This window comes from Microbacterium sp. Leaf179 (assembly GCF_001423785.1).
GTDB lineage: Bacteria > Actinomycetota > Actinomycetes > Actinomycetales > Microbacteriaceae > Microbacterium.
The window spans coordinates 407,222-424,568 of the sequence record NZ_LMPH01000001.1 but is presented as its reverse complement, the minus strand read 5'-3'; the positions used below and the strand labels follow the sequence as shown (position 1 = coordinate 424,568).

General features: G+C 72.1%; 15 protein-coding genes. 8 read left to right on the top strand and 7 right to left on the bottom strand.

Annotation, left to right across the window (positions count from 1 at the left end; translation table 11 throughout):
• Positions 1-74 precede the first annotated feature (74 nt).
• From ASF96_RS01960 to ASF96_RS01930, 7 genes are all read right to left on the bottom strand, one after another.
• Positions 75-1,358, bottom strand: a complete 1,284-nt coding sequence (locus ASF96_RS01960; protein WP_055935454.1) for an allantoate amidohydrolase — start codon at positions 1,356-1,358, stop codon at positions 75-77.
• Between the two features lie 76 nt (positions 1,359-1,434).
• Entirely contained in the window at positions 1,435-2,622 is a 1,188-nt protein-coding gene (locus ASF96_RS01955; RefSeq protein WP_181016019.1) for a pyridoxal-phosphate-dependent aminotransferase family protein, read from the bottom strand.
• Positions 2,623-2,887: 265 nt separating this feature from the next.
• Positions 2,888-4,633 (bottom strand): AtzH-like domain-containing protein, encoded by a 1,746-nt coding sequence (locus ASF96_RS01950; RefSeq protein ID WP_082509233.1) that lies wholly within the window; start codon positions 4,631-4,633, stop codon positions 2,888-2,890.
• 175 nt (positions 4,634-4,808) lie between these two features.
• Positions 4,809-5,963, bottom strand: coding sequence for an acetamidase/formamidase family protein (locus ASF96_RS01945; protein WP_082509398.1), 1,155 nt, complete (start codon positions 5,961-5,963; stop codon positions 4,809-4,811).
• Between the two features lie 71 nt (positions 5,964-6,034).
• Positions 6,035-7,369, bottom strand: a complete 1,335-nt coding sequence (gene allB, locus ASF96_RS01940) for an allantoinase AllB (protein ID WP_235560511.1) — start codon at positions 7,367-7,369, stop codon at positions 6,035-6,037.
• A gap of 51 nt (positions 7,370-7,420) precedes the next feature.
• Positions 7,421-8,299, bottom strand: coding sequence for an aspartate/glutamate racemase family protein (locus ASF96_RS01935; protein WP_082509232.1), 879 nt, complete (start codon positions 8,297-8,299; stop codon positions 7,421-7,423).
• Entirely contained in the window at positions 8,296-10,068 is a 1,773-nt protein-coding gene (locus ASF96_RS01930) for an NCS1 family nucleobase:cation symporter-1 (protein ID WP_055935449.1), read from the bottom strand. Before ASF96_RS01930 ends, ASF96_RS01935 begins: the two co-directional genes overlap by 4 nt.
• Before the next feature lie 159 nt (positions 10,069-10,227).
• Here ASF96_RS01930 and ASF96_RS01925 point away from each other — a divergent pair, with 159 nt between their 5' ends.
• From ASF96_RS01925 to ASF96_RS01890, 8 genes are all read left to right on the top strand, one after another.
• Positions 10,228-10,887 (top strand): helix-turn-helix domain-containing protein, encoded by a 660-nt coding sequence (locus ASF96_RS01925; RefSeq protein WP_055832035.1) that lies wholly within the window; start codon positions 10,228-10,230, stop codon positions 10,885-10,887.
• Positions 10,888-11,090: 203 nt separating this feature from the next.
• Positions 11,091-11,618: a 2-oxo-4-hydroxy-4-carboxy-5-ureidoimidazoline decarboxylase gene (uraD, locus tag ASF96_RS01920; RefSeq protein WP_055832038.1), complete on the top strand. Its 528-nt coding sequence runs from the start codon at positions 11,091-11,093 to the stop codon at positions 11,616-11,618.
• The gene (gene uraH, locus ASF96_RS01915) at positions 11,615-11,935 is read left to right on the top strand and encodes a hydroxyisourate hydrolase (protein WP_055935447.1); all 321 of its coding nucleotides are present in this window, start codon (positions 11,615-11,617) and stop codon (positions 11,933-11,935) included. The genes uraD and uraH overlap by 4 nt, the downstream gene beginning before the upstream one ends.
• An 8-nt stretch (positions 11,936-11,943) precedes the next feature.
• On the top strand, positions 11,944-13,128 hold the full coding sequence (gene hpxO / locus ASF96_RS01910; RefSeq protein ID WP_055935444.1) for an FAD-dependent urate hydroxylase HpxO: 1,185 nt from the start codon (positions 11,944-11,946) through the stop codon (positions 13,126-13,128).
• Between the two features lie 330 nt (positions 13,129-13,458).
• Positions 13,459-13,812, top strand: a complete 354-nt coding sequence (locus ASF96_RS01905; protein WP_055935442.1) for a carboxymuconolactone decarboxylase family protein — start codon at positions 13,459-13,461, stop codon at positions 13,810-13,812.
• Positions 13,813-13,820: 8 nt separating this feature from the next.
• A complete protein-coding gene (locus ASF96_RS01900) occupies positions 13,821-15,137 on the top strand; it encodes a M20/M25/M40 family metallo-hydrolase (RefSeq protein WP_055935439.1) in 1,317 nt (438 codons plus the stop codon).
• 347 nt (positions 15,138-15,484) lie between these two features.
• The gene (locus tag ASF96_RS01895; protein ID WP_055935437.1) at positions 15,485-16,531 is read left to right on the top strand and encodes an amino acid ABC transporter permease; all 1,047 of its coding nucleotides are present in this window, start codon (positions 15,485-15,487) and stop codon (positions 16,529-16,531) included.
• Positions 16,528-17,310, top strand: coding sequence for an amino acid ABC transporter ATP-binding protein (locus ASF96_RS01890; protein ID WP_055935434.1), 783 nt, complete (start codon positions 16,528-16,530; stop codon positions 17,308-17,310). Before ASF96_RS01895 ends, ASF96_RS01890 begins: the two co-directional genes overlap by 4 nt.
• Positions 17,311-17,347: the final 37 nt, after the last annotated feature.

Sequence of the window (17,347 nt, the reverse complement as noted above, 5' to 3'; positions counted from 1 at the left end):
GTGGATCGGTCGCCGCACTCCGGGGACGCCGCACGTCGGGTGACGTTCGCCGCGCACGCGATCGCCGTACCGCCTCAGCGGGGCTCCGCCCCCAGGTGCAGCACCGCCTCGGCGAGCGCGCGGATCCCCACCGCCACATCGCCGCCCGCGACCGCCTCGTCGGGGTGGTGGCTGATGCCGTCGGGATTGCGCAGGAACAGCATGCCGACGTCGGTGATGGCGCCGATCGCCATGGCGTCGTGCCCCGCGCGGCTGAAGAGGGTGGGGGCCTCGCCGCCGATGCCCGCGCGCACGACGTCCTGCAGCAGCGGGGCACAGAACACCGCGGGCGCACTGTGCACCTCGCGGGCGCTCCACCGCAGGCCGCGGCGGCCCATGATGGCATCCAATTCGGCCGAGATCGCGTTCCACGTGTCGTCGCGGGTGGTGTCGAACTCACCGCGCAGGTCGAGCGAGAGGTGCGCCTCACCGGGCACGACGTTCACCGCGCCGGGGAACGCCTCGAGCTGTCCGACGGTGCCGACGATGTGGTGCTCGCCGCGGCAGATGCGCTCGACCGCCAGGGCGGCTTCGCTCGCGCCGAGCAGCGCGTCGCGACGCAGGTCGTAGGGCGTGCCGCCGGCGTGCCGGGCCTCGCCCTGGACGACGAGCTGGAAGCGCCGCGCCGACGCGATCGACGACACCGCGGCGAGCGCCTGCCCGGCGTGGTGGAGTTCGGGTCCCTGCTCGATGTGGGCTTCGAGGTAGGCGACGAGGTGGTCGGGCTCGCGGGCGGCCTCGCCGATACGGCCGGGGTCGAGACCGAAGTCGCGGAACGCGTCGCGCAGAGTGACGCCGTCGGCATCGGTCAGCTCCCACCACGAGGCATCCCACTGGCCGGCCACCGCCGAAGACCCCAGCAGCGCCTTGCCGAAGCGCGTGCCCTCCTCGTCGGAGAACGCGACGACCTCGAGAGCGAACGGGAAGGGACTGGATGCCACGCCCTCATCGTCGATGCGCCGCACGAGCCGCACGACCTCGAGGGCCATCAGCACACCGACGATGCCGTCGAAACGGCCGGCGTCGGGCACGGTGTCGAGGTGCGAGCCCATCAACAGCGCCGGCGCGTCGGACGCCCCCGCGGGAGCGAGTCGGCCGACCTGGTTGCCCGCCGCGTCCTGTCGCGTCGTCATGCCGAGCTCGCGCATCCACTCGGCCGCGAGGCGATTGACGCGAGCGTGCTCGGGCGAGAGGTAGACGCGCGTGATGCTGCCGGGCGTCGCGGTGATGCGCGCCAGTTCCTCGCACCGCCCCATGACGCGCCGGGCGGCCGCGTCGATGTGCGCGGGATCGACGGCGAGGCGCGTGGCGGCGGTCACGATCGCTCCCCGCGCGAACGAGGGCCGCGGCGACCGCGGCCGACCACGTCGGCCGCACCGGGAACGAGAGCGCGGCTCATGCCACCGCCCCCGCGTACACGCCCTGCGCCGCCTCGACACCGCCGCCCGCGGGCACCGCTGCCCCGTGTCGACGCAGCACCGCCTCGAGGGCGGCGAGGGTGGTGAGCACCGCATCGGTACGGGCGTTGTAGCCCATGGTGCCGATGCGCCAGACGCGCCCGTGCAGCGGGCCGAACGACGTGCCGATCTCGATGCCGAAGTCGCTCAGCAGCTCGCTGCGCACGGCGTCGCCGACGACGGCATCGGGGATCTCGACCGCCACGACGTTGGTCATCTTGTGGGCCACGTCACCGAACACGGTGAGCCCCAGGCCCTCGACACCGGCGAGCATCGCGGCACCGTGCAGGGCGTGCCGCTCGATCACGGCGTCGCGGCCCTCGAGCAGCAGCACGCGCGCGCACTCCCGCGCCCCGTAGAGCATGGTCGTGGCCTCGGTGTGGTGGTTGAGGCGCCGAGGGCCCCAGTAGTCGAGGATCATCGCCAGGTCGAAGTAGTTCGAGCGGATGAAGTCGGAGGCCACGGCATCGCCCTCCTCGCGGATCCCGGCCTCGACGCGCGCGCGGGACCGCACGATCTCGACCGCGCGATCGGACAGGCTGAGCGGCGCCGACCCCGAGGGGCCGCCGAGGCATTTCTGCAGGCCGGCGGTGGCGGCATCCAGCCCCCAGGCATCCATCTCGAAGGCGTTGCCGCCGAGCGAAGCGGTCGCGTCGGTGTAGAAGAGGGCGCCGTGGGCGCGGCAGATCTCGCCGATCTCGTCGAGGGGCTGCAGCATGGTCGTCGAGGTGTCGCCCTGCACGCAGGCCACCAGGTGCGGCTTCACCCGCTCGATCGCCTCGCGGATCGTCGAGACCGGGAACACCTGCCCCCACGGCACCTCGATCGTGTGCACCTCGGCCAGCGCGCGCTCGGCGATCTCGGCGAGCAGGTGGCCGAAGCGCCCGAACACGGGCACCAGCACCCGGTCCCCGGGACGGATCAGCGAGATCATCGCGGCCTCGATGCCCGCGCGGCTCGTGCCGTCGATGAGCACGGTGGCGTCGTTGTCGGTGCCCCAGACCTGCCGATACAGGTCCTGCGTCTCGGTCATGGTCGCGGTCATGAAGGGGTCGTACTGGCCCACGAGCGGCGCACCCATTGCGCGCAGCACGCTGGGGTAGGCCGAGATGGGCCCGGGGCCCATCAGCAGACGCGCGGGCGGGTCGATCGGGCCGGGGATCTGGGTATTCACGAGGTCTCCATGGTGCGGGAGCGGCAGAGGCGGGAGGGACGGGGGCGACGGGAGCGGGAGGGGCCGGGGCGGAGAGACGCGCCGTGCAGAACTCCTGAGTTTCCGACGGCGCCCGCGGTTCGCGCCCCGTCGTCATGGGGTCGGGTGCCGCACACGACGCGTTTTCTCAGGAGTTTCGCACGGGAGGGCTCGTCGTCCCGGAACCACACCCGCACTCTCACGACGCGCCCACGCCCGCGCCCACCAGGGCGGCGAGCCGACGCGCGAGGCGAACGAGGGCGATATCGGTGCCGGCGCGCGAGACCAGGCACACGCCGACCGGGGCCGGACCGGCCGATGTCGGCAGCGTCAGCAACGGCACCGAGACGGCGGGCAGCCCCGCCACCGCCGCCGGGGCCGTCATGCGCAGCGTCGCGGCGCGGACGGCCTCGACGTCGGCCGTCCGCAGCGGAGCGGGGCCCGGCACCGTGGGGAAGATCAGCACGGCGTCGCCGACCAGCTCGGCGAGGTGCTCGGCGAGGGGCTCGAGGTCGGCGCGGGCTCCCGCCTCCGCCTCGGGTGTGATGCGCGACGCGATCTCGAAACGTTCGGCCACGGCCGGGCCGACGGCGCCGGGATGCGCGCGCAGCCAGTCGCCGTCGTTGCGCCACGCCTCGGCGCCCTGCACCGTGCGGAACGCCGTGAACGTGGCATCGAGATCGCCCGTGTGCACGGCACGGAACGGGGGCGGATCATCGGATGCCGCGAGCGCGGCCAACAGACGCGAGAACGCCGCGCGGGTGGCGGGTTCGACGTGGTCGAGGATCTCTTCGGGCACGAGGAAGCGCCACGGCAGGTCGGCACCCAAAGCTCCGTAGACGTTCTCGGTCGAGTCGGAGCCGTCGTAACTGAGGCACCAGTCGGCCACCTTCTGCAGCGTCGCACCGTCGCGGGTGAGCCACCCGACGGTGTCGAAGGACTGCGCGAGCGGCAGCATCCCCTGGCGAGGAACGAGGTCGTGGGTCGTGCGCAGACCCCACAGGCCCTGGTACGACGCCGGCACACGGATGGAACCCGCGGTGTCGGTGGCGAGGCCGATGTCGGCGTGCCCCGAGGCGACCGCCGACGCCGGTCCGCTCGACGATCCCCCCGGGAGCGCGCCGACGACGGCGCCGTTGGGCGGGGTGCCGTAGTGCGCGTTGTCTCCGGCGATCGAGTAGGCGAACTCGTCGGTGCGGGCGATCCCGCGAAGCGATGCACCGCCCCGCAGCAGGTCGGCGACCGCGGGAGCCGTGGCCTTCTCGGGGCGCGCCTCTTCGAGGAAGGTCGGGTTTCCGGCGCCGATGCGGAACCCGGCGATCGCGAAGAGGTCTTTGACCGCGACCGTGAGCCCCGCCAGCGGCCCCTCCCACGCGCCCTGCAAGAACGGATCGCCGACACTGCGCCAGATCGTGCGGTCGAGCGCCGGGGTACGCGGGGTGACATGCGCGGCGGTGATGAGCCAGCGTCCGTCGATCCGCTGCCACACCTGCGTCTGCAGGCCGCGCCCACCGCCGACGAAGCGCGAGACCGACATCAGCAGGGCGGCGTCGCCATCGGTGCTCGCCCCCTGGGTCGCGGACGAGAGCGGCCGGTAGTGGATCTCGGCGATGTCGCGAGGGGGGACGCCGCCGCGAAGCGAGCGGAAACCGCTGATCGCGTCGTGACCGATCAGGAGCCCCGCCGTATCACCGCGGAGGGTGTCGGGGCCGGGCGCGAAGAACGCGTCGAGGGCGTCGAGGTCGTTCGCGACGATCGCGCGCTCGTACGCGTTGAAGGCCGCACGGAGGTCGGCGGGGAGAGGCGGGGCGCCGGCGGCTCCGGGCGCGGTCTCGGTCGGGCGAGTGGCCGGAACGGCGGCTTCGGGCGCGGTCTCGGCCGTCCGGGCGGCGGGCGCGGTGCCGGCGTCGCCGGTTCCGGTGGCCGGGTTGCTGGCATCCGTCATCGTGCGACCCCACGCCCTCTGTCGTCGCGCCCGTCGAGTGTCCGAGACACGCCGTTCCGGGGCGGCGCCTCACGGCGTGTGGTGGACACTCGACCCTCAGCGGGCTCGAGGGTGGGGTCGAGAGCGGGCTCGAGGGCGGACTCGACGCGGGCGAGTGCGGCGGCCAGTGCGGGGGTCATGCGGTGCCTCCGTCGGGGATGGTGCGGGATGCCAGGGGCTCGGGCTCGACGGCCGGGACACCCGCGAAGTCGGCCTCGCGGATGCGCGCGTGCACGCCCGAGACGATGTCGACCACCTGCGAGATGTCGAAGTCGGTTGCCGCGCTCAGGTAGGCGTAGCCCAGGTGCTCGTCCATGCCCCAGCGGCCGCGCAGGAGCGCGAGCGACGAGCGCACGCAGGCGCGCATGGCCGCATCGAGGTCGGGATCCATCCCCGTCGGCACGAGGTAGTCGGGCGTGCGCACGAGGGGACCTGCGACCTCGCCGAAAGCCGCGCGGGCCGCGACCGCGGGAATCACCTCGAAGCGCAGCGTGGCACGCAACGACGCCTCGAGCGCGGTGAGCGCGACCTCGCCGTCACCCTGGGCGAAGTGCGGGTCGCCGACGTACGCGAGCGCCCCCTCGACCTGCACGGGGAGGTAGAGGATCGTCCCCTCGACGAGGAGGTTGATGTCGATGTTGCCGCCGTGCGTGCCCGGCGGCACCGAGTGGGGTCGGTCCGAACCGGCGACGGCGACCCCCATCGTGCCGAGGAACGGCGCGAGGGGGAACGCGACGACCGGGTCGCCGCCCTCGACGACGGGGAGCGTGCCGTGCAGGATGCCGTCGCGTTCGGCGACGGCGGCGAAGACGCTGACGTTGTGCTCGCCGCGCGGCAGTTCGCCCACGAGCGCGCCCTTGCCGTGCCGGTTCGAGATGACGCCGTAGGGCACCCGCGGAACGAGCGTCTCGACGGTGATCTTGAGCAGGTCGCCGGGGTGCGCATCGCGCACGTGCACGGGACCGACGACGACGTGGGGTCCGTCGGCCATCGCATCGCGCGAGACGGATGCCGCGATCTCGACGGCGTCGTCGAGCACCTGCTCCCGCGGAACCCCGTGTGCCGCGAAGTAGGCGGCCGGGTCTTTGCCCTGGTCGTCGAGGATGCCCTCGTGGCTGACGGTGTCGAACGTGACGCTGGCACCCGACGCGATCTCGAGCACGGCGGTGTCGCCCGCGCACGGCAGGCGCCCCCACAGCACGGTGTCGGGGGTGGCGCGGAGGTAGTGATCGCCGGGCACGGCACCGACGCCGGGCTGGAGGATCGGCACCGGCGACGCGGCACCGGGCACGGTCGCCCCGCCAGACTCAGGGAACCCGGCCTTGGCCCCGGTCGCGGCGGGGACCCCGGCCACGGGGGCGCTCACGCCTCCACCGCCGCGGGGGTGTGCAGGATCTCGCGGCCCTCACGCTCGGTCACCGCAGCGCCGCGGCGGTACACCGACTCACCGCGCAGCCAGGTCTCGCGTACGACGCCGGTGAGGGTCTTGCCGTGCCACGGCGTCACGGGGTTGCGGTACTCCAGCGCCGCGGCATCGACCACGAAGGTCTCGTCGGGAGCGAAGGCGACGAGGTGAGCCGGCGCTCCCGGTTCGATGACGCCGAGCCCCTCGAGGCCCGCGATACGCGCGGGGCCCGTCGTGAGCAACGGCAGGAGGCTTTCGAAGGCCAGCCCGCGCTCGCGGGCGGTGGTGTGCACAGCCGACAGGCCGGTCTGCAGCCCCGCGATGCCGCCCCAGGCGAGGCCGAAGTCGGGATTGCCCTTCAGCTCGACGGTGGACGGCGAATGGTCGCTGACGATCGCGTCGATGGTGCCGTCGATGACCCCCGCCCACAGCAGGTCGCGATTGGCGCCGCCGCGGATCGGCGGGCAGCACTTGAACGCCCCCGCACCGTCGGGAACGTCTTCGGCCTCGAGGGTCAGGTAGTGCGGACACGTCTCGACCGTGAGGCGCACGCCCTCGGCCTTCGCCGCCCGCACGTCGTCGAGCGCGCCGCCGTCGGAAACGTGCACGATGTGCGCGCGGGCGCCCGTGCGGCGTGCGGCGTCGATCACCCGGCGGATCGCGGCCCGTTCGCTGAGCGGGGGGCGACTGGCCTCGAAGTCGCTGTAGCGGGGCCCGAGTGCGCCATCGGGGTGCAGGTGCGCGGGGTCTTCGGCGTGCACGATGAGCAGGCCGTCGAACTCGGCGAGTTCGGCGAGGCACCGCTCGAGCTGGTCGGTGTCGAGGTGTCCGAACTCGTCGATGCCGCTCGGCGACAGGAAGCACTTGAACCCGACGACGCCGGCCTCGGAGAGCGTGCGCAGCGTTCCGAGGTTCTCGGGGACGGCGCCGCCCCAGTACGCCACGTCGACGGCGAGCTTTCCCGCCGCGGCCCGGCGCTTGGCATCCAGAGCTTCGGGGGTGGTGGTGACGGGCAGGCTGTTCAGCGGCATGTCGACCACCGTCGTGACCCCACCGGCCGCCGCGGCGGCGGTGCCCGTCGCGAACCCCTCCCACTCGGTGCGGCCCGGTTCGTCGAGATGCACGTGCGAGTCGACGAGCCCGGGCAGCAGCACCGCGTCGCCGGGCAGCACGGTGGCGGCGGCGGCGTCGAAGGGCTCGACGGCGGTGATCACGCCGTCGTCGATCACGACGGTGGCGGGGCTGAAGGCGCCGTCGAGGTAGACCCGTCGGGCGGCGATCCGTGTGCTCATGTCGTTCACGCTAGGCGCCCCGCATTTCCTGAATGTAACCGTCATCAACATTCATGCGAAAACCGCGAAATCGCCCGCGTGGGGAGAAGGGGCGGGGACCGACCCCGCCGCGCCGTCCGCCGCCATACCGGGGCGCTCGCCGTGCACCGGGGCGTCCACGGACCGCCCCGGTGCATGAAACGCGCCCCGTTCGCGGCCGCCCGCGCCACCCGACACCCCCGCGGGGCGGGGCTCCCGCGGCGGCCGCGCGTACTCGTCGCGCTTGCTGGTTCGAAGCCCCATGCGCACCATCCCGGATGCCATGCCCACCGCCGCTGCGACGCCGTCGACGACCGGCACCCCGATGCGCGCCGTGAGCTCGGCGCAGAGATCGGCCATGCCGGCGCAGCCGAGCACGATGACGTCGGCGCCGGCGGCCGCGGCGCGCGCCCCGTATCGCTCGATGGTCGTGACCGCCTCGGATCCCGTGTCCTCGAGGTCGAGCACCGGAATGCCGGTCGCCGCCAGTGACACGCAGGCGCGCTCCATGCCGTACCGGGCGACGAGGTCTTCGGCACGGCCCAGCGTGCGGCTGAGTGTGGTCACGACCCCGAAATGCCGACCCGACACCGCCGCCAGGTGCATCGCCGCCTCGGCGATGCCGACCACCGGGACTTCCACGATCTCGCGCGCCGCGTCGAGGCCCGGGTCGCCGAAGCACGCGATGACGTACGCGTCGGCCGGGTCGTGGCCGTCGCGATCGGCCGCGATCGCCTCGACGACGGCCGCCGCCGCCGCGATCTCGTCGATGTGGCTCTCGATCGCCTCGGCTCCCGTGGCGGGACACACGGCCTCGATGAGCACGTCGGGTCCCGCCACCTCCCGGGCGGCGTCGGCGATCTTCTCGGTCATCGCCCGGGAGGTGTTGGGGTTGATCAGCAGGATCCTCACGCGAGCGCCTCGCGGGAGGGTCCGGCGGTCGGTCGCCGGAGCGCTGACGCGGGGGTCGCGGCATCCGGAACCTCGTTCGCGAGCACCGGCGCCGAGTCCGGCGCGGCCGCAGCGTTCTGCGCGAGCACCGCACCCGACGCCGACGCTGCGGTCCCGGCATCCTGAACCGTCTGCGCGAGCACCGGAGCCTCGGATGCCGCGACCTCGGCGACCGCGTCGACGGTGCCGTCGGAGATGCCCTCCGTCTCGCCTTCGAACGTCGGGATGCGGGGGTCGCGACGCTCGAACAGCAGGAACAGCACGTAGCCCAGGCCGCAGCCGATGAACCAGCTGTAGTCGCTGATCCACGAGACGTTGAAGAGGGCCAGATCGGCGAACAGCTTCGGGAAGATCGCGATCGCGACCGTCGGAACACCCGCGGCGATGACCGCCTTGACCGCGTTCGGGTTGAAGCCGTTGCGGTACCAATAGGGGCCGGCGGTGTCCATCGTGAACATCGCATCGACCTTCACGCGCTGGCGGGCGGCGATGTAGTACCCGGCGATCAGGATGCCGAAGAGCGGACCGATCAGGGCGCCCAGCACGCCGAGCGAGTAGTGGATGGCGTCGGCGTTGGAGTACCAGTTCCAGGGCATGAGGAACGTCGAACCGACGGCGGCGATCATGCCGCCCGCGCGCCATGAGATCTTCTTCGGGGCGACGTTGGAGAAGTCGAACGCGGGCGAGATGAAGTTGGCGACGATGTTGATGCCCACCGTGGCGGTGACGAAGGTCAGGCCGCCGAGGAGGATCGCGAAGGGGGTGTCGATGCGCTCGACCGTCGCGATCGGGTCGGTGATGAGCGAGCCGAACACCGGCACGGTCGCCGAGGCGGTGATGACGGTCAGCAGCGAGAAAAAGAGGAAGTTGATCGGCAGACCCCAGAAGTTGCCCTTCTTCACCGCGGCGAAGCTCTTGCCGTAGCGGGCGAAGTCCCCGAAGTTCAGCATCGGGCCCGAGAAGTACGACACCACGAGCGCGACCGCGGCGAACATCACGGGGATCGAGGCCCAGAAGTCGAGCTGGGTCGTCGAGAGGGTGAACGAGATGTTCTGGATGCCGGCCTGCGAGACGAGGTAGATCGCCAGCACGATCATCACGAGGTAGACCGCCGGCCCCGCCCAGTCGATGAAGCGGCGGATGACCTCCATGCCGTTCCAGAACAGCAGGAACTGCGCCGTCCACAGAATGGCGTACGAGATCCAGCCCAGGGCAGACAGACCCGCGAACGACACGTCGAGCAGGGCCGCGGAACCGGGGATGAACTTCAGGAACACGATGTTCAGCGACTCGGCCGCGAGGAACGTCTGCACGCCGTACCAGGCGATGGCGATGAGTCCGCGGATGATCGCGGGGATGTTCGCGCCCCGGATGCCGAAGACCACGCGATTGATCACGGGGTAGGGCACGCCCGTCTTCTGGCTGGGCTTGGCGACCAGGTTGGCGAAGATCTGCACGATGACGATGCCGGCGATCAGCGCCACCAGCACCTGCCACGACTGCAGTCCGAGCGCGAAGAGCGAGCCCGCGGTGACGTAGCCGCCGACGGAGTGCACGTCGCTCATCCAGAACGCGAAGATGTTGTAGCTCGACCACTTCTGCTTGCGGAGCGGCGCGAGGTCCTCGTTGGCGAGACGGTCGTCGTAGTGCGGCTTCATGTTGCCCCCGCCGTGGGGGTGGCCGGCGGCCTCCACGAGATCGTGGGGACCGGTGAGCGGCGTCGTGGTCATGTCATTCCTCTCAGGACGATGGCTGCCACGACGTGGAGTCCGCGGCCGGAGTGGATCTCTGATGTGAAGTTATGGGTTCACATTGTGCGCTGGGTTTCGCTCGTGTAACAGACATGTGAAGTCAGGTATTCACGAACGAGGCGTCCTTAGACTCGGGGCATGACGCAGCCCGCCGCCGTTGACGACGCCCGCGCCACGCCCACCGCCGCCCGCACCGATGTCGCGCCCACGACGGACGCGGGAGTACCCGCCGAGGCATCCGTCGGCGGACGCATCCGCGACCTGCGCCAGTCCCGCGGCATCTCCGCGCGCGCCCTCGCGAAGACCCTCGGCATCTCCCCCAGCGCCGTCTCTCAGATCGAGCGGGGGGTGATGCAGCCGAGCGTCTCGCGCCTCATCGCCATCACCGACGCCCTCGGGGTTCCGCTCGTGGCGGCCTTCGACCCGGCATCCGACCGCCCCGTCGAACCCGCCGGCCCCTCGGGATTCACGCTGCAGCGCGCGGGGCAGACGCCCGACATCGTGCTCGACAGCGGGGTGTCGTTCCGCCGTCTCACCCCCGGTTCGTCACCGGGCATCGACTACTTCGAGTCCATTTACCCGCCGGGAGCCGCCGCCCACGGCGCCGACGGCCTCTTCCATCACGAGGGGTACGAGGTCGGCACGGTCGTGGCGGGCGAGCTCACCATCGACTTCGAGGCCGAGCGCGTGATCCTGCGCGCCGGCGACGCGATCAGCTACCCCTGCTCGGTCCCCCACCGCCTGCACAACACCGGCGACGCGGATGCCGTGGCGCACTGGCTGATCGTGCACGGCTGAGTCCGCCGCGCGGCCGGGCGCGGCCGGGTCGGGTTCGGGGCGCGATGCGTGCACCGGGGCGGTCGTTGCGCGCCCCGGTGCACGGAACGCGCCCCGCAGTGGGGCGTCCGGCCCGCGCCTCCGCCACCGGAATGTTCCCCACAGCAACATCGCCGACACATCGCGCCACAGCCCCGTAACGCAGCACCCCTAACCTGGCCGACATGCACCTGCACGACTTCCATGCCCTCGACGACGCGGATGCCACGGCGGTCGTCCGCGTCTGGGCCGACGTGCCCGGCTGGGTCGACGCCGTCGTCGACGGCCGCCCGTACGCGAGCGTCGACGCCCTCGCCGCCTACGCCGCAGACCTCGCCGCCGCCTGGTCGCCCGCCGACCTCGAGGCCGCCCTGCACGCCCACCCCCGCATCGGGGCGAACGTCTCCGGCGACGGCGCCGAGGCCGCGGCATCCCGTCGCGAACAGGGCTCGATGGCCGCCGCCGCCGATGACGACGTCGCCGCGATCGCCGCCGGCAACGCCGCGTACGAGCAACGCTTCGGTCGCGTCTTCCTCATCCGCGCCGCCGGCCGCACCCCGGGTGAGCTGCGGGCCGAACTCGAGCGCCGCCTCGGCAACGACCCCGACGGCGAGACCATCGAAGCCACGCGCCAGCTCGCCGAGATCGCCCTGCTGCGTCTGCGCACGACCTTCGCCGACGACGCCCCCGCCGAACCGGAGGCCGCCGAATGAGCCACCTCACCACCCACATCCTGGATGCCACGGCCGGCACCCCGGCCGCCGGCGTCGCCGTGACGCTGGCCCATCTCGACGGCGCGACGATCGACGCGGCCGAGACCGACGCCGACGGCCGCCTCGCCCTCGGGCCCGACCGCCTCGACGACGGCGACTACAGCCTCACCTTCGCCACCGGCGCGTACTTCCGCGCCCGGGGTGTCGCGTCGTTCCACCCCGTGGCGAGCGTCGCGTTCACCGTCGCGGGCGACGCGCACCTGCACGTGCCGCTGCTGTTGAGCCCGTTCGCCTACTCGACTTACCGCGGCAGCTGAGGAGCACCATGAGAGTCATCGTCATCGGCGCGGGCGTCGGCGGCACCTCGGCCGCCCTCGCCCTGCAGAAGCTCGGCCACGACGTCGTCGTCTACGACCGGATGCGCGAGAACCGCCCGGTCGGAGCAGCCCTGTCGCTGTGGTCCAACGGCGTCAAGGTGCTCAACTGGCTCGGCCTCGGACCCCAGGTCGCCGCCCTCGGCGGGCAGATGGACGACATGGCCTACTACGACGGCCACACCGGAGACGAGCTCTGCCGCTTCAGCCTCGCGCCCGTCACCACCCAGACCGGTCAGCGTCCCTACCCGGTCGCGCGCGCCGACCTGCAGCAGCTGATGATGGATGCCGTGGGCCCGGCGAACATCCGCCTCGGCCGTCAACTGGTCGGGGTGTCCGACGACGGCGAGACGGTGACGGCCACGTTCGCCGACGGGACCACCGACACCGCCGACCTGCTCATCGGCGCCGACGGGGCGCGCTCGATCGTGCGGGACTACGTCACCGAGCCCACCGGCATCCGCCCCGAACGCTCGTACTCGGGCTACGTCAACTACAACGGCCTCGTCGCCGCCGATGAGCGCATCGGGCCCCTCGACCAGTGGACGACCTACGTCGGCGACGGCAAACGGTGCGCCGTCATGCCCGTCGCCGGCGACCGCTTCTACTTCTTCGTCGATGTGCCCGGGCCTTCGGGCGTGGTCGAAGACCGCATGTCGGCTCTCGAGGCCGCGTTCGGCTCGTGGGGCGCCCCCGGGGTGCGCGCGCTCCTCGACGGCATCGACGCCGACGAGTCCCTGAACCGCGTGGAGATCTGGGACATCGACCCGTTCGACACCTGGGTGCGCGGTCGCGTGGCCATCCTCGGCGACGCGGCGCACAACACCGCCCCCGACATCGGTCAGGGCGCCTGCTCTGCCCTGGAAGACAGCTTCGCCCTGGGCATCGTGTTCGCGACCTCGACCCTCGGCGTGGAAGACGCGTTGAAGCGGTACGAGCGCATCCGCACCGAGCGGGCGGGCGACCTGGTGCTGCGCGCCCGCAAGCGCGCGCACGAGACGCACGCCTTCGACGTCGACGCGACCCAGGCCTGGTACGACGGCCTGCGCCGCGAGGACGGCACGGGTGTCATCCGCGGCATCGTCGGCAACATCGAGGGCAGCCCGGTGGAACTCGGGGCGAGCGTGCTGGGCTGAGCCTCGCCACGAACCGCGTCCCACTTTCGGCTGTCTAGGAGTCGCGCAGGCAGCCGTTTCGGGGACACGGTCCACCGAAAGCGGGACATCGATCCGCCGCCGACGCGGCCGACGCCCGCGACCTCGTCCCACTTTCGGCGGCCTGGGAGCCGCGCAGGCAGCCACTTCTGGGACACGGTCCGCCAAAAGCGGGACACGGTCCGCGCGGACGCGACGCGGAGCCGAACCGGGCGTGTGACCTCGCGTGACGGCGGGACGGGGACGAGCGCGGAGGGCCGTGGCACCGTGGGACCGACGCACACCGACCCCGCACCGCCTTCGGGAGGCACCATGTCCGAGTACTTCGACCGCACCGCCGACAAGACCTACACCAAGGTCTACAAGGCCGAGACGCCCGACATCCTCGCCGCGTTCGCCGCCTTCGACCAGGCCGTCTTCGCTCCCGAAGGTCGCGCGATCCCGCTGAAGTACCGCGAGCTGATCGCGCTGGCGGTGGGCATCACGACGCAGTGCGTGTACTGCATCGACGGGCACTCGCAGAACGCCGTGAAGGCCGGCGCGACCGAGGCCGAGCTCGCCGAGGCGGCGTGGGTCGCCACCGCCATCCGCGCCGGCGGCGGCTACGCGCACGGACGCCTGGCGTTCAAACTCGCCGACGACGCCCGCCCCGACCACCAGCACTGACCCGCGCCATGGCCGACGCATCCCCCCTCGAGGCCGAAGCGCTCGAGTTCATCCGCGCCCTGATCCGCATCGACAGCGTCAACACGGGCGAGGCCGCGACCATCGGCGACGGCGAGACCCGGGCCGCGCTGTTCGTGCAGGAGCAGCTGCGCGACGCCGGGTACGACACGACGCTGGTCGAGCCGGTGCCGGGACGCGCCAGCGTGATCGCGCGGTTGGCGGGGTCGGATCCGGATGCCGGAGCACTCGTCGCCCACGCCCATCTCGACGTCGTGCCCGTCGAGGCCGAGAACTGGACGCACCCGCCCTTCGGGGCCGAGATCCACGACGGCGTCCTGTACGGCCGAGGGGCCGTCGACATGAAGAACTTCGCCGGGATGCTGCTCGCGATCGCCCGCGCCTTCCGCCGCGACGGCATCGTGCCGCGGCGCGACCTGATCTTCGCGTTCTTCGCCGACGAAGAGGCCGGGGGCGTCTGGGGCGCACGGTGGATCGTCGACAACCGCCCCGAGCTGTTCGCCGGAGCGACCGAAGCACTCAGCGAAGTGGGCGGCTTCTCGCTGCCGCTGCCCGACGACCGCCGCGCCTACCTCGTCGCCACCGCCGAGAAGGGCGTCACCTGGGCAACCCTCACCGCGCGCGGCCACGCGGCCCACGGCTCGCGGCCCACCGCCGACAACGCCATCGTGCGGCTGTCGCGGGCGGTCGCCGCCGTCGGCGCGCACCGCTTCCCCCTCGTGCGCACGGCCACCCTCGAGCGTTTCCTCGAGGTCTACGGACGCGCCAGCGGTCGTCCCTTCGACGGCGCCGACCTCGACGACGATCTCGAGCGGCTGGGTTTCGCCGCCTCGCTGATCGGCGCGAGCACCCGCTCGACGGCCTCGCCCACCGTGCTCGAGGCGGGCACGAAGACGAACGTCATCCCCTCGTCGGCCTCGGCGCGCCTCGACATCCGCGTGCTGCCCGGGCAGGACGACGCCCTGCGCGACGAGCTCACGGCACTCGTCGGACCCGACATCGAGATCGCGTGGGGACGCGCGGTGCGCGCGATCGAGTCGCCCGTCGACGCGCGGCTCGTCGACGTGCTGCAGGACGCCATCACCGCGGAGGACCCCGAGGGCACGGTCGTGCCGTACCTGCTGCCGGCCAGCACCGACAACAAGCACCTCGCGCACCTCGGCATCCGGGGCTACGGTTTCGTGCCGTTGCGGGTGCCCGCCGACTTCGACGTGTTCGGGCAGTTCCACGCCGCCGACGAGTGCGTGCCCGTCGACGCGCTGCACTTCGGCACGCGGGTGACGGCTCGGATCCTGCGCGAGGCATGAGGTCGGCCGGGCGGCGGCGAGGTCGCCGCAGGGCCCCCGCTGCGGCGGGCCGAACTCCTGAGGAACCGGATGCCGAGGCCGACTCCGCCGCGAAACGACGCGCCGCGCGCCGCGCCGCCGTCGCGATCCTCAGGAGTTCGGCCCGCCCCGGCCCGGTAACCCGGCCCGCCCCAGCCGTACCTCGACGAGCCGTCACGCGCCAGCCTGTTACCCCGCGTGGCGCGGGGTTGCGGTGCGTATCGGGGCGTTGCGGCGTGTGAAACCGCGCCGCACGCGCCCTCCGACCCCGTCATAGCGTTTCGGTCACCCACCGGCGTCCCCGCCGGTCCGGAGTCCGAGGAGCACCCATGACCACCACCGCGCCGGCGTCCGCCGCCCGCCCGAACGCCGAACCCACCGGCACGCCCGCCGCCGCCCGAATCGACCTCGGCACCATCGCCGTCGTCCCCACGCGTCACTGGTGGCGCTGGATCTTCAGCGCGCTGCTGGTGTTCGTCGTCGCACAGTTCGCGTGGAGCCTCGTCACGAACGACCGTTACATGTGGGACACCTTCGCGCAGTACTTCTTCTCGGAGCCCGTGCTCATCGGCATCGGTTACACGCTCTCGCTCACCGCCATCTCGACGGTCGTGGGGTTCACGCTCGGCACGGTCCTCGCCCTCGGCCGCCTGTCGGCGTCGCCGCTGCTCAACGCCGCGGCGTGGGGCTACATCTGGTTCTTCCGCTCGGTGCCCCTCGTGGTGCAGATCATCGTCTGGTACAACCTCGGCTACCTGTACCCGACGCTGGGCCTGGGCACCCCGTTCACCACCGACTTCTGGATCGTGGAGTTCCCGACGGTGCAGCTGGTCAGCGCGTTCGCGGCGGCGATCCTGGGGCTGGGTCTTCATCAGGCGGCCTACTCGGCCGAGATCATCCGCGGCGGTCTCGTCTCGGTCGACCCCGGTCAGCACGAGGCGGCGGCGGCGTTGGGTATCCCGGCATCCCGTCGGCTGTTCCGCATCATCCTCCCGCAGGCCATGCGCTCGATCGTGCCCAATGCCACGAACGAGGTGATCGGTCTGGTGAAGGGCGCGTCGGTGGTCTTCGTGATCGCCATCCCCGAGCTCTTCTACGCGGTGCAGGTCATCTACAACCGCAACAGCCGGGTGATCCCGCTGCTGCTGGTGGCGGTGGTCTGGTACACGCTCATCACGACGATCCTCAGCGTCGCCCAGTACTACATCGAGCGCCACTACGCCCGGGGCGCGGCTCGGGCCCTGCCGCCGACCCCGGTGCAGCGGGCGCGCACCTGGGCCGGCGTCCAGTGGGCGCGCCTCGGCGACACCCCGGCGCCGCCGGGGCGAACGGATGCCACCGAGCCCGCCGCGACGTCGACGGGGGGCCGCGCATGACCGCCGTCACCGCGACGCGCGGGCTCGTCGAGATCCATAACGTGCACAAGAGCTTCCACGGCGTCGAAGTGCTCAACGGCATCGACCTCACGGTCGAGCCCGGCGAGGTCGTGGCGCTGCTCGGACCCAGCGGTTCCGGCAAGTCGACGCTGCTGCGCACGATCAACCACCTCGAGACGGTGGATGCCGGCTCGATCACGGTCGACGGCGAGTTCATCGGCTACAAGCTGCGCCACGGCAAGCTGCACGAGCTGCACGAGCGCGAGGTGCTTCAGCGGCGGACGCGGGTGGGGATCGTATTCCAGAACTTCCACCTCTTCCCCCACCTCACCGCGCTCGAGAACATCACCGAGGCACCCCTGGCCCTGAAGCGGCTGGGGAGAGACGAGGCGCGCGGGCTCGGCCGGAGCCTGCTCGACCGGGTCGGTCTCGCCGACAAGGCCGACGCCTACCCGAGGCAGCTCTCGGGCGGCCAGCAGCAGCGCGTCGCCATCGCTCGAGGGCTGGCCCTCACACCTCAGGTGCTGCTCTTCGACGAACCCACGAGCGCGCTCGATCCGGAACTCGTCGGCGAGGTGCTCGACGTCATCCGCGACCTCGCGAAGCTCGGCACCACGCTGGTGATCGTCACGCACGAGATCGGCTTCGCCCGCGAGGTGGCCGATCGCGTCGTGTTCCTCGACCAGGGACGCATCGTCGAACAGGGCACGCCCGACGAGGTGCTGGAACACCCGCGGCACCCGCGGACGCGCGAGTTCCTGGCCAAAGTCCTCGGCTGAACCCGGGCCCCGCCCCCCGAGTCGCGCCGCCCGCGCG